The organism is Aeromonas sp. 604443 (assembly GCF_049170315.1).
Classification (GTDB): Bacteria; Pseudomonadota; Gammaproteobacteria; order Enterobacterales; family Aeromonadaceae; genus Aeromonas; species Aeromonas veronii_A.
In genome coordinates this window covers 105029-117257 of record NZ_JAAKMI010000002.1, presented here as the reverse complement: position 1 = coordinate 117257, position 12229 = coordinate 105029, and the positions used below count along the sequence as shown (strand labels likewise).

Here is a 12229-nt window from a genome sequence, read left to right as displayed (position 1 = left end):
CTCCTCTTCACAAAGGTGCGGTTCATCTTTATATGGCCAAGGTTAATCTCATGCTCAAATCCCCACTGTTGCCCCGTTTCGGGGATCTGGTCGTTGCCATTGTTGACGATGTGCTCGGTCAGGGTCTTACCCTCGACCGCGCTTATGCCCGTCACTTCTCCGGCATCGAACTCAAACCGCAAGAACAGGCAAGGATTGCCCTGGTCACCGGCGACCTGCTGCGCCGTCTCAGCCTCTATTGTTTCCTCACCGGTATTCAGGTGCGTCAGGCCGAAAAGAATGTCTGGCCACTGCTGCACAGCTGGCACGCCTTCCACAAAATTGCCCAGCCCAACCACCCGACCCTGGATCGCTTCAATGAAGAAGCATTCCGCCGCCGTCTGACCGAGGCGAAGAAGAACCCGGTATTGATGGATGGTTGCCCGAGCTGGCTGGAGAAACTGGGTAGCGAGCAGCTGGGTGAAGCCTGGCCTGCCGAGCGTGCCGCTCTGGCCTGGATGCCCAAGCGCTACCTGCGGGTCAACACCCTCAAGTGCACCCGTGATGAGCTGCAAGCCATTCTGGCCAAAGAGCAGGTCACCACCATTCCGGTTGATGGTGTGGAGACTGCCCTGCAGGTCACCTCGGACGCCGCCCTGTTCCGTACCAAGGCCTTTGCCGATGGTTGCTTCGAGCAGCAGGACGCAGGCTCCCAGCTGGTTGCTGCGGCTCTGGAGGTCACCCCGGGCATGCGCGTCATCGACGCCTGCGCCGGGGCCGGTGGCAAGACTCTACACATCGCCGCCATGATGCAGGGCAAAGGCCGTCTGCTGGCGATGGATGTGGAAGAGTGGAAGCTGGAGAACCTCAAGCAGCGCGCCCGTCGCGCCGGTGCCCACAACGTGGAGACCCGGGTCATCACCAGCAGCAAGACCGTCAAGCGCCTCAAAGAGAGCGCCGACCGCGTACTGCTGGACGTGCCCTGCTCCGGTCTGGGCGTACTCAAGCGCAATCCGGATGCCAAGTGGCGTGATACCGCCGAGCGTCTGCCGGTGCTGGTCGCGCTGCAAGAAGAGATCCTGCAGCGTTACAGCCAGATGGTGAAAGTCGGCGGCCTGCTGGTCTATGCAACCTGCTCCATCTTGCCGCAGGAGAACCGCCAGCAGGTGGACAAGTTCCTCGCGGCCAACGAGAACTTCCGTCTGCGTGACGATCACACCGTAAGCCCGTCCGAGACCGGCTTCGACGGTTTCTACATGGCTCGTATCGAGCGGATCGCTTGATCTGCCCGATGACCAGATAGAAAAAGCGGCTGCCAATGGCAGCCGCTTTGTTTTGGCTTGCTGACCCACACCCGATGGGGTTACAGCGCAGCAATCGCCTCAATCTCGATCTTTACATCCTTCGGCAAGCGAGCCACTTCCACACAGGATCGCGCCGGATACATGGCATCGTGCTTGGTGAAAAAGTCGTTGTAAACCTGATTCACCACAGCAAAGTCGTTCAGATCAGAGACAAACACCGTGGTCTTGATGATGTTGCGCACCTGACCGCCTGCCGCCTCGACAATCGCCTGTACGTTTTGCAGGGAGCGCAGGGTCTGCGCTTCGATCCCCTCCGCAACGTCGCCGCTCACCGGGTCCAGCGGGATCTGACCGGAGGTGTATAGGATGTTGCCAATCCGGGTGGCCTGCACATAGGGGCCGATGGCGCCCGGCGCCGCCTTGGTAGTGATAACCTGTCGCATCTGTTACTTCCTCGTGCTGACAAACAAAAAGTAGGCCCGGAGCAAGCCTGCTCACCCCGGGCATGAGAGTTACATCATGTTGGTGAAGGTTCTGGAGATGACGTCCTGCTGCTGCTCGCGGGTCAGGGCGTTGAAGCGCACCGCATAACCGGAGACCCGGATGGTCAGGCTGGGGTACTTGTCCGGATTGTCGATGGCATCCAGCAGCATCTCGCGGTTCATCACGTTGACGTTGAGGTGCTGACCCCCTTCCACATCCCGCTCATGATGGAAGTAGCCATCCATCAGCCCCACCAGATTGCTCTCGCGATTGGCTGGCTCCTTGCCGAGCGCCCCCGGCACGATGGAGAAGGTGTAGGAGATCCCGTCCTTGGCGTATTTGAACGGCAGCTTGGCCACCGAGGCGAGCGAAGCGACCGCCCCATTGCGATCCCGACCGTGCATCGGGTTGGCTCCCGGTGCAAACGGGGCACCGGCACGGCGGCCATCCGGGGTGTTGCCAGTCTTCTGGCCATAGACCACGTTGGAGGTGATGGTCAGGATCGACTGGGTCGGTACCGCATTGCGGTAGGTCGGCAGCGCCTGGATCTTCTTCATGAAGCGCTCGACCAGATCGCAGGCAATGGAGTCGGCCCGCTCGTCGTTGTTGCCGTACTGGGGATACTCCCCCTCAATCACGAAATCGACCGCCAGCCCGTCAGCATCGCGCACCGGCTTGACCCGAGCGTACTTGATGGCCGCCAGCGAATCGACCGCCACCGACAGACCGGCAATGCCGCAGGCCATGGTGCGATAGACGTCGCGATCGTGCAGCGCCATCAGCGAGGCCTCATAGCTGTACTTGTCGTGCATGTAGTGGATCAGGTTGAGCGCGCTGATGTACTGCACCGCCAGCCAATCCATAAAGCTGTCGAGGCTGGCCATGACGGTCTCGTAATCCAGCACCTCGTCCATGATGGGCGCCACTTTCGGGCCAACCTGGATCTTAAGCTTCTCGTCCACCCCGCCGTTGATGCAGTAGAGCAGGGTCTTGGCCAGGTTGGCGCGGGCACCGAAGAACTGCATCTGCTTGCCGATCACCATGGGGCTCACGCAGCAGGCGATGGCGTAGTCATCGCTCTCGAAGTCGGTGCGCATCAGATCATCGTTCTCATACTGCAGGGATGAGGTATCGATGGAGACGCGGGCAGCATAGGTCTTGAAGGCCCGCGGCAGCCCTTCCGCCCAGAGGATGGTGAGGTTGGGCTCGGGCGCCGGCCCCATGGTCTTGAGGGTGTGAAGGTAGCGGAAGGAGTTCTTGGTCACCAGGGTGCGACCATCCAGCCCCATGCCACCGATCACCTCGGTCGCCCAGATGGGATCGCCGGAGAAGAGGGAGTCAAACTCGGGGGTACGCAGGAAGCGTACCATGCGGATCTTCATGATGAAGTGATCGACCAGCTCCTGGGCATCCTGCTCGCTGATAAGCCCCGCCTTCAGATCCCGCTCGATATAGATGTCGAGGAAGGTGGCGGTACGGCCGAGGGACATGGCGCCACCGTTTTGCGACTTCACCGCCGCCAGATAGGCAAAGTAGAGCCACTGGACTGCCTGCCGGGCAGTGCGTGCCGGCCCGGAGATGTCAAAGCCGTAGCTGGCCGCCATCTGCTTGATCTGCACCAGTGCCCGCTTGTGCTCCGCCAGCTCCTCGCGCTGGCGGATCACCTGCTCCAGCTGCTCTCCCCGCTCGAGAGCCGGTTGCAGATCGGCAAACTGCAGCTCCCGCTCACGGATTAGATAATCTATGCCATAAAGCGCTACCCGACGATAATCTCCGATAATGCGACCACGGCCGTAACCATCCGGCAAACCGGTCAAAATTCCCGATTTTCGGCAGCGCAACATCTCGGGAGAGTAGACGTCGAACACTCCCTGATTGTGGGTTTTGCGCAATTCGCTGAAGGTATATTCAAATTCGGGATCCATCTCCCGGCCATACGCTTCAAAAGAGCTTTTGATCATATTGACGCCGCCAAACGGGTGCAGCGCTCTTTTAAGGGGCTTGTCGGTTTGCAGGCCAACGATTTTTTCCAGCCCCTGCTCGATATAGCCCGGCCCGTGGGCGGTGATTGTGGTGGCAATATTGGTATCAAAATCGACCGGCGCGTGGGTGGCATTCTCGATGCGGATCCCCTCCATCACCTTGTTCCACAAGGTGGTGGTCGCTTCGGTCGCATCTGCTAAAAACTGTTCGTCACCTTCATAGGGGGTGTAGTTCTGCTGGATAAAATCACGGACGTTGATCTCGTGCTTCCAGTTTTCACCGGCAAACCCTTGCCATGCCTGACGGAATTTATCCTGATCCAATTGCATATCAACTTTCATCAAATAAACCTCATTCACTACTCATGACACTACAGTGGAAGATGTCAGACGCACTCGGCCTGACGAACCTGCTGCCCCAGACGAATGGCATCCAGCGCGATCATTTTCTCTTCATTGGTGGGAATAACCGCCGCCAGCACCATGGACTCTGCCGCCGAAATTACCCGGCAGCCCTCGCTATTGGGACGCTGGTTAAACGGCTCGCTGATCGCTACGCCAAATACCTGAAGTCGTTCGCATACCAGCTTTCTGATAAAGGCCGAGTTCTCGCCGATCCCGCCGGTGAAAATAACGGCATCCAGCCGGCGCAATGAGGTGGCATGGCCGCCGATATGGCGGGCAATACGATGGACAAAAGCGTGAATGGCCAATTTTGCCCCGGGATGTCCTTCGTGATAGGCAGCTTCCAATACCCGCATATCCGAGGAGAGCCCAGAAATACCCAGCAAACCGGACTGCTTGTTCAATACCCGCTCGATATCCTCGATGGATTGCCCCGTCTTGCTGGCGATATAGGCCAGCGCGCCAAAATCGATATCACCGCTGCGGCTGCCCATGATCAACCCCTCCAGCGGCGTCATCCCCATCGAGGTATCGACGCTCTTGCCATCCTGTACCGCACAAATAGAGGCGCCATTGCCCAGATGGGCGATGACCAGACCGGCATGCTGCTCATCCAGCCCCATAAATACGCAGGCCTGCTCGGCCACATAGCGATGGGAGGTACCATGGAAGCCATAGCGGCGCACGCCGTAATCCTGCAGATATTGATAAGGCAGCGCATAGATATAGGCTTCCGGCTTCAGGGTCTGGTGAAAGCCGGTATCAAATACCGCAATCTGGGGCTGGTCGGGAAATAGCTGGCGGGCGGCCATCACGCCACTTAAATTGGCGTGATTGTGCAGGGGGGCCAAGGGTGACACCTGCTTTATTTTGGCCAAGACATGTTCATCAATGATCACGGCTTCGCTAAATTCACTGCCACCATGCGCAATCCGATGACCAATCAGCACAATCGAATCCAGCAGATCGCGCTTTTTCAATTCAGCCGCGATGGCAGCCAATGCACAGGTGTGGTTATTTTCAGGTAATGACATAGCGGGCTCTTTACCCACTTGCAATTGGGGATGGGCCGTCTCAATACCATCCGCCATACCGGATATCACCACCTCACAGGATTGACTCTCCAGTACCGAGAATTTGACCGATGAGGAGCCGCAATTGATAACCAGAACCAACGAATCAAACTTCATTACATCGCCTCGAGATTAATAGTGTCAAGTCACTGCAGTCAGGGCATTTCGCCATAAACAGAAAGTCAAAAAACGGCAAGCCTTACCCAGGGCCCACACAATTGGGCCAACGAAGAACCGGTTATTGCTCATGTCTGACTGCACCATCCAGACCCCGCCAGGGGGGCCTGAATGGTTGATGACTTTCAGAAAAGGTTTTCAGAACAGCTTGGAAACAATATTCAGGATGGTCAGTACACCGATGATGGTGACAAACAGGTTGCTGGCCTGACCTTTATATTTTGCCAGTGCCGGTGTCTTGCTCACCGCATACATCGGTAGCAGACAGAGCAGGGAAGCGATGATCGGCGCCCCCATGGCCTCAATCAGGTCGAGGATGTTGGGGTTCACATAAGCGACCAGCCAGGTCGAACCCATGATGAACAACATACTGACCATGTTGAGTTTTTTACTGGAAACCTTGCTCTTGTCGCCCTGGTAGCCAAAGCGGAGGATAAGGCCGTTCAACCCTTCCAGCGTCCCCAGATAGTGGCCAAAGAAGGATTTGAAGATGGCAACCAGCGCAATGATGGACGCCGCATACTCCAAAGTGGTGGCAAACGCAGACTTGCTGCCCGTCATTGAGGAGAAGTGGTTGGCCAGATAGGAGAGCACCGGAATGTTCTGGGCTTTGGCTTCCGCCATATTTTGCGGTGACAGGGTAAAGAGGCAGCTGAAGGCAAAGAACATCACCACGGCCACCATCAGCATGCTGGCACCGGAGATAATCTTCGAGCAGCGCTTCTCGGTAAAATCACGCCCGAACTCCTGCTCATACTCTTCCCGTTTGGAGACAATGAAAGAGGAGACAATCGGCGAGAAGTTGAAGGAGAAGACCATGATGGAGATCCCCAGCCAGACGGTAACCAGAATACCATCGTGACCAAACATCGCTATCTCGCTCAGATTGACCTGATCAAAGACGGCACTGTTCCAGTACGGGACGAGGGAGAGAGAGATAACGATCAGACTGGCAATAAAGGGAAAGACCAGATAACTCATCACCTTGACCATCAGATCCTTACCAAAATAGATCACAAATGCCATCAATAGCAGCAGCCCAAGGGCGACAACACCCCGATTAAGCGGCGCCATTTGCAGTTGATGCTCCCAGAATGCCATAAAGGTATTGGTGATCGTCACACCATATATCCACAGCAGTGGGCAGATGGCAAAGAAATAGAGGAAGGTAATCACTACCCCACCCATTTTGCCAAAATGTTCTTCAACGGTCTCGGTAATATTTGCCGATGGATTGCTGCCAGAAAGACATAATCTGGCCAACGCCCTGTGGCAATAAAATGCAATAGGGTAAGCCAGCACCAACATGATTAATATAGGTATCAGGCCACCATATCCGGCCCGAATAGGGAAAAATAGAACACCTGCACCGATCGCTGTACCAAACAGACCTAATCCCCATGTGGTATCCGATTTACGCCATGCACGTGTATTCTCTTTACTGCCGGTGACAACACTGTCTAATATCATGACTGCATTCCTTACAGGCTAAATTGACGGATATTGTTCTGTTCGATAATTTCGACGATCCGGGTCAGGTCAATATTGCCACCCGAAATAATGCTGACGGTCTTTTTGCCTTCGACATAATGCTTGAGTTTGCCGCTGAGCAGTGCTGCCGAGGCCAGAGCTCCCGCCCCTTCGGTAATCACCTTGTTGCGCTGAATCAGGTCAACCATGCTGTGACGAATATCATCTTCAGTCACCAGAACAATGTCATCGACCAGCTCTTTGACAATTTCATAGGTCAGGGTGCCGGGTCTTGCCACGTCACAGCCATCAGCCAGCGTGCTACTGGTTCTATGATTGGTAATAGTGCCTGCGTAGTATGAAGCCGCCATGCCGTGAACATTCTCCGACTGCACGCCAATCACACGGATAGTCGGGTTGATGGATTTGATGGCCATGGCAACACCGGCAATCAGACCACCGCCGCCAATCGGCACAATGATGTTATCGACATCATACAAATCTTCGATAATTTCCAGGCCAATGGTTCCTTGGCCGGCAATCACTTTTGCATCGTCAAAAGGGGGTATAAATACGCGACCTTCCATTTCCACGATTTCGCTGACTTTGGCAATAGTGTCATTGAAACTATTGCCATGCAGAATAACTTCCGCCGAATAATCGCTGGTTGCAGCAATTTTTGAGTTGGGTGCGCAGCAAGGCATGACCACCTTGGCATCAATTCCCAGCATGGCACTGGACAAAGATACCCCCTGCGCATGATTACCGGCAGAGCAGGCGACAACACCTTTTTGACGCTCCTCCAGACTTAATGAACTGAGTTTGTTGAAAGCACCGCGAATTTTAAAAGAGCCAGTACGTTGCATGTTTTCAAGCTTGAGGTAAACCTCGCCATGACAACGTTCGCTGATGTAGTTAGAGGGTAATTGCGCGGTCTTGTATATATGGTTGGTCAGTCTTTTTTTGGCTTCGGTAATATCATGAAGACCAATGGGCAGATTGCTATACATCTTCATCGCAAATCTCTTTTTATTTATTAATTTGTTGGGTTTTATTTCACTGGGCGAAGCGATACTAGGTTCTATCACTTGCAATTAATGTGAGCATAAACACAAAAAAATCTACAAAGAGACTGCGTAACGGTGAAATTATCAAAAAATGTGATGGCAGCAACACTTGAATCCAAAATTATTAAAAAAAGTAATCGTAGATTGGAAAATCAATATGGTTAACAACTCCAAAACAAAGCGGCAAAGATTAGATTTTTCAGGGCAATCGCGTTGCTTTTTGCAACCGGTGATCAGTTTCTTGCCTGCCAGAACCGGGATAATAAAAAAGGAGCCGATGTGGCTCCCTATCGACAACACAGGACCGATTACTCGGCTGCTGCATCATCTTTCTTGTACTTGGCAGCAGTCTCTTTGATCAGAGCCTGCAACTCGCCAGCCTGGAACATCTCGATCATGATGTCACAGCCACCGATCAGCTCACCTTCAACCCACAGTTGCGGGAAGGTCGGCCAGTTGGCGAATTTTGGCAATTCGGCGCGGATATCCGGATTCTGCAGGATATCAACGTAGGCAAACGGCTCGCCGCAGGACATCAGAGCCTGGGAGGCCTGGGCAGAGAAGCCACAGCTGGGTAGCTTGGGGGAGCCCTTCATGTAGATGATGATGGGGTTGTCAGCCAGCTGCTGCTTAATCTTTTCAATAGTTTCCATAGGTGCCTCACTAGAGCGATTTCGGCGGCCATTCTACTGCAATCTTGCCCGAGCACAAACTGACAAAGGGGTGACCCGGCTCGAATTGTGCAAAGAACCCACACAGGATTGATCGCGATCATGGCGCCAATCAAGAGTTGTTAGGCCATCTTTGATACTGCTACAATCCCTTGGCTTTGGGCTACCCAGCCCCATCATTTTAAAAACAACTCTTTTCACATATAGAAAAGAGTACGCAATGTCTTGCAACCGTCGCCTTCGCACGGTCCAGCCAATGGAGAGTAGAAAATGGCATTCGAACTTCCCGCTCTGCCCTATGCAATCAACGCTCTGGAACCGCACATCTCCCAGGAAACTCTGGAATATCACCACGGCAAGCACCACAACACCTACGTGGTCAACCTGAACAATCTGGTGCCGGGTACCGAGTTTGAAGGCAAGTCTCTGGAAGAGATCATCAAGACCTCCAACGGCGGCATCTTCAACAACGCCGCCCAGATCTGGAACCACACCTTCTACTGGCACTGCCTCTCCCCGAATGGCGGTGGCGAGCCGACTGGCGCCCTGGCTGATGCTATCAACAAGGCATTCGGCTCCTTCGCCGAGTTCAAAGATGCCTTCACCAAATCAGCCATCGGCAACTTCGGTTCCAGCTGGACTTGGCTGGTGAAAAAAGCTGACGGCTCTCTGGCTATCGTCAACACCTCCAACGCTGGCTGCCCGCTGACTGAAGCCGGTACCACCCCGCTGCTGACCGTTGACCTGTGGGAGCACGCCTACTACATCGACTTCCGCAACCTGCGTCCGAAGTACATGGAAACCTTCTGGGCTCTGGTTAACTGGGAATTCGTGGCCAAGAACTTGGCTGCCTAATCAGCCTCGCTTGCCAAAACGCCCCGCACTGCGGGGCGTTTTTTTATATCTAGATGGCTGCGTAAATGAAAGAGGCGCCCGCAGGCGCCTTTTACATATCGAGATAGCCAGTTTACTGGTCCAGCTCGTCCATGTATTCATCCAGATTGGCATCGTCGGCCTGCTCTTGCTGAGACGCTTTCAGCTCGGTCTGCTTGCCCGTCACCTTGCCCTGGTTATATTGCAGGTAGAAGTCCTTGGTTAGCGCATAGGGGTCGAGGGAGTTGTCGATGATCCGCTCCTGATCGATCAGCTTGGCGCGATTGCCCAAGCCATCCAGAACCCAATGAGTAACCCTTAACGGGATAGTCAGCAAGGCATAGGGGAAGTAGATGGTGTCAATGGTGTCACCAACCAGCTCCCGAGTGGTGGTCGGGCCGTAGACAGGCACCATGATGTAGGCACCATTACCGATATCGGCCCTGCCCAGCACTGTGTCCATCTCCAGCTTGTTGCGCTCGAGACCGGCATGTTTGGCCACATCGAAGATACCCAGCAGACCGACGGTGGTGTTGAGGGTAAAGCGCCCCAGGTTGGTCCCCGCCCCCTTCAAATCACCGGTGATCAGGTGGTTCACCATGCTGCTCGGTTCATCAAAGTTGGCAACAAAGTTGGCAATGCCATCCTTCACCCCCACCGGAATATAGCGAGCGTAAGCATGTACCACAGGACGTGCTACATAGGGCTCCAGCACATCATAATTGACCGCCCACATGGCACGGTTTGCTCCCTGGAAGGGATCACGCGGGTCGGCCGCCGTACTGGTGGCGCCCGGACGATTCATACCGGGATTGAGATCCAGACTCTCTGGGCCAGGCTTGGGCGGGCCACCGGCACAACCAGCCAGCAAGAGGGCTGCCAGTATGGCCCCTGAACGAAGATACATATGATTGTCCTGACGTTTTATTTTGATTTATCAGAAGTATAGATAACCCGGCCCCTATCAAGGAGCCGGGTTATTCAAAGGACATATTAGAGGGCGTGATCGATACGGATGTCAATCGGAGCAGTAGGGGTCTCGGCCGTCTTGACCGGCACGGATACCCCTTCGAAGGCTCCTTCCTTGTTCATCACATTGCCACCGCGGGAGAGACGTGCCTTGAACTGCAGTTCTGGATACGCTTCCAGCTTGCTGCCCTCCATCATGGCGTCACCATCCCCCAGTGAAAGGGTGACAGGCAGGGTTGGCCCAGCGATACGTTTCACCGCGATGGGCATGGGTGGTCCGTTGGGCACCACGGCAAAGACGAAGAGGTGAGCATCTTCCGGCATCTGGATGCCCGCAGCCAGCGTGATGTGGATGGGGAACTCTCCCTCATTAACGTCAGACTGCTTTACCTGCTCTGTTCCCGTTTTGGCTGCGCCTGAATTCGTCACCTCTATGCCACGCTGCTTGAGCTGCGTGCGGGCATACTCCATGGAGCGCTCAACCATCACATAACGGGGAGAGCCTTTTTCCATCAAGGGCAACATCGCCTGCCAGCGAGACAGCGCGGTCTGGAAGTCCTCTTTCTGCAGCGCCATAAAGGCATAGACGGAGCGCGCCTCGATATTATCAGGCTCCTGCGCGATGGCTGCACGCAGCAGTGCATCGGCCTGCACCTCCTCCCCCGTCATCATCAGCGCTTGGGCATAGGGCACCGCCACCAGCGATTTCTGGGGAGCCAGCGTGTAGGCACGCGACAGCGCATCGTTGGCCATCTCGGGATCATTGCCATCCAGCGCCAAGCGTCCCAGCAGCAGCCAACCGCGGTAGTCGTTCGGTTCATCCTTTAGGCGGGTACGCAGTGCCAGCGTGAAGTCCAGCAGATCCTGCTCGGTTACCTGGGCATCACGCTCCACAAGAATCCGGTTGCTGAGCTCACCAAGACGGCTGCTGGCATCCTGCCAGCGGCTCACCTCCTGCCATGAACCCAGCTTGTAGTAGATACCCAGGCTCACCACCACCAGCACCAGCACACCTGGGATCCAGCTCAGACTCTTGCCACTGCGGGCTGTCTGCTCCACATCGGGAATATCATCCAAGAGGCTGCGCTGCAACTCGACCAGCGATTCGGGCTCCTCGGCAAGCACACCCTGCTCTCGCTCCTCGCCAATCTCTAGCAAGCGCTGACGATAGAGCTGTTTGTTGAGCGCCGAGCGACTGATGCTCTGGTTTCCCTCACTGCGCCACAACGGTAACACCAGAGCCAGACTCACCAGCACCAGCAGGGCCGCAATCACAATCCAAAAGGCGGTCATTGTTTCTCTTCCTCTTTGAGCAGCTCGGCCAGGCGACGCTGCTCTTCATCGCTCAGGGTGCTTTCCACAGGCTCTGACGTTGCCGCAGAGCGTCGGCTACGTATCACCACCACGCCGATGCCGATAACGATCACTAACAGCGGGCCAAGCCAGAGGATCAGGGTCGATGCCATCAGGGGCGGGTTATAGAGGATAAAGTTGCCATAGCGGGCAACCATATAGTCCACGATCTCCTCTTTATCCTTACCCTCGCGCACCATCTGGTAGGTCTTGTCACGCAAGTCCTTGGCCAGCCCCGCATTGGAATCGGCGATATCCTGGTTCTGGCACTTGGGGCAGCGCAGCTCTTTGGTCAGTTCGCGAAAGACCTGCTCCTGATTGTCGTTATCGAAGGTGTAGACATCGATAGCAGCCATGACCGGCGTTTGTACCACCCATCCCAGCAACAGCAGCAGGGAAGCAATAAATACTCTCATCAGGACT

Annotated in this window: 11 protein-coding genes; 2 read left to right on the top strand and 9 right to left on the bottom strand. The window is 55.2% G+C overall.

Going from position 1 to position 12229, the window contains the following annotated elements; all coding sequences use genetic code 11:
- Positions 1 to 50: 50 nt before the first annotated feature.
- On the top strand, positions 51 to 1262 hold the full coding sequence (locus tag G5380_RS04145; protein ID WP_421352405.1) for an RsmB/NOP family class I SAM-dependent RNA methyltransferase: 1212 nt from the start codon (positions 51 to 53) through the stop codon (positions 1260 to 1262).
- Between the two features lie 80 nt (positions 1263 to 1342).
- On the opposite strand, the gene G5380_RS04140 is transcribed toward G5380_RS04145, so the two are convergent.
- The 6 genes from G5380_RS04140 to G5380_RS04115 form a co-directional block, all read right to left on the bottom strand.
- On the bottom strand, positions 1343 to 1726 hold the full coding sequence (locus tag G5380_RS04140) for a RidA family protein (RefSeq protein ID WP_216951785.1): 384 nt from the start codon (positions 1724 to 1726) through the stop codon (positions 1343 to 1345).
- Positions 1727 to 1795: 69 nt separating this feature from the next.
- Entirely contained in the window at positions 1796 to 4090 is a 2295-nt protein-coding gene (pflB, locus tag G5380_RS04135) for a formate C-acetyltransferase (RefSeq protein WP_421352404.1), read from the bottom strand.
- A 44-nt stretch (positions 4091 to 4134) separates the two neighbouring features.
- On the bottom strand, positions 4135 to 5343 hold the full coding sequence (gene tdcD / locus G5380_RS04130) for a propionate kinase (protein WP_421352403.1): 1209 nt from the start codon (positions 5341 to 5343) through the stop codon (positions 4135 to 4137).
- A 198-nt stretch (positions 5344 to 5541) separates the two neighbouring features.
- Entirely contained in the window at positions 5542 to 6873 is a 1332-nt protein-coding gene (gene tdcC / locus G5380_RS04125; protein WP_421352402.1) for a threonine/serine transporter TdcC, read from the bottom strand.
- 11 nt (positions 6874 to 6884) lie between these two features.
- Complete coding sequence (gene tdcB / locus G5380_RS04120) at positions 6885 to 7889, bottom strand: bifunctional threonine ammonia-lyase/L-serine ammonia-lyase TdcB (RefSeq protein WP_421352401.1); 1005 nt, start codon at positions 7887 to 7889, stop codon at positions 6885 to 6887.
- 359 nt (positions 7890 to 8248) lie between these two features.
- Positions 8249 to 8593, bottom strand: a complete 345-nt coding sequence (locus tag G5380_RS04115; protein WP_005353650.1) for a Grx4 family monothiol glutaredoxin — start codon at positions 8591 to 8593, stop codon at positions 8249 to 8251.
- Positions 8594 to 8881: 288 nt separating this feature from the next.
- On the opposite strand from G5380_RS04115, the gene sodB reads away from it, so the two are divergent.
- Positions 8882 to 9466, top strand: coding sequence for a superoxide dismutase [Fe] (sodB, locus tag G5380_RS04110; protein ID WP_005334664.1), 585 nt, complete (start codon positions 8882 to 8884; stop codon positions 9464 to 9466).
- Between the two features lie 112 nt (positions 9467 to 9578).
- Here sodB and G5380_RS04105 read toward each other — a convergent pair whose 3' ends face one another.
- The 3 genes from G5380_RS04105 to G5380_RS04095 form a co-directional block, all read right to left on the bottom strand.
- Positions 9579 to 10391 carry an MlaA family lipoprotein gene (locus G5380_RS04105; RefSeq protein ID WP_216951790.1) on the bottom strand — a complete coding sequence of 271 codons (813 nt, stop codon included), beginning with the start codon at positions 10389 to 10391 and terminating at the stop codon, positions 9579 to 9581.
- An 86-nt stretch (positions 10392 to 10477) separates the two neighbouring features.
- A complete protein-coding gene (gene ccmI / locus G5380_RS04100; RefSeq protein WP_421352400.1) occupies positions 10478 to 11746 on the bottom strand; it encodes a c-type cytochrome biogenesis protein CcmI in 1269 nt (422 codons plus the stop codon).
- On the bottom strand, positions 11743 to 12222 hold the full coding sequence (locus G5380_RS04095; RefSeq protein ID WP_227341076.1) for a cytochrome c-type biogenesis protein: 480 nt from the start codon (positions 12220 to 12222) through the stop codon (positions 11743 to 11745). Before G5380_RS04095 ends, ccmI begins: the two co-directional genes overlap by 4 nt.
- Positions 12223 to 12229 lie beyond the last annotated feature (7 nt).

What these genes read in the sequence shown, in the direction of transcription:
- tdcC (WP_421352402.1), bottom strand. Translation starts at nt 6,873, where the DNA reads ATGATATTAGACAGTGTTGTCACCGGCAGTAAAGAGAATACACGTGCA.
- tdcD (WP_421352403.1), bottom strand. Translation starts at nt 5,343, where the DNA reads ATGAAGTTTGATTCGTTGGTTCTGGTTATCAATTGCGGCTCCTCATCG.
- G5380_RS04140 (WP_216951785.1), bottom strand. Translation starts at nt 1,726, where the DNA reads ATGCGACAGGTTATCACTACCAAGGCGGCGCCGGGCGCCATCGGCCCC.
- G5380_RS04145 (WP_421352405.1), top strand. Translation starts at nt 51, where the DNA reads ATGCTCAAATCCCCACTGTTGCCCCGTTTCGGGGATCTGGTCGTTGCC.
- G5380_RS04095 (WP_227341076.1), bottom strand. Translation starts at nt 12,222, where the DNA reads ATGAGAGTATTTATTGCTTCCCTGCTGCTGTTGCTGGGATGGGTGGTA.
- G5380_RS04115 (WP_005353650.1), bottom strand. Translation starts at nt 8,593, where the DNA reads ATGGAAACTATTGAAAAGATTAAGCAGCAGCTGGCTGACAACCCCATC.
- tdcB (WP_421352401.1), bottom strand. Translation starts at nt 7,889, where the DNA reads ATGAAGATGTATAGCAATCTGCCCATTGGTCTTCATGATATTACCGAA.
- pflB (WP_421352404.1), bottom strand. Translation starts at nt 4,090, where the DNA reads ATGAAAGTTGATATGCAATTGGATCAGGATAAATTCCGTCAGGCATGG.
- sodB (WP_005334664.1), top strand. Translation starts at nt 8,882, where the DNA reads ATGGCATTCGAACTTCCCGCTCTGCCCTATGCAATCAACGCTCTGGAA.
- G5380_RS04105 (WP_216951790.1), bottom strand. Translation starts at nt 10,391, where the DNA reads ATGTATCTTCGTTCAGGGGCCATACTGGCAGCCCTCTTGCTGGCTGGT.
- ccmI (WP_421352400.1), bottom strand. Translation starts at nt 11,746, where the DNA reads ATGACCGCCTTTTGGATTGTGATTGCGGCCCTGCTGGTGCTGGTGAGT.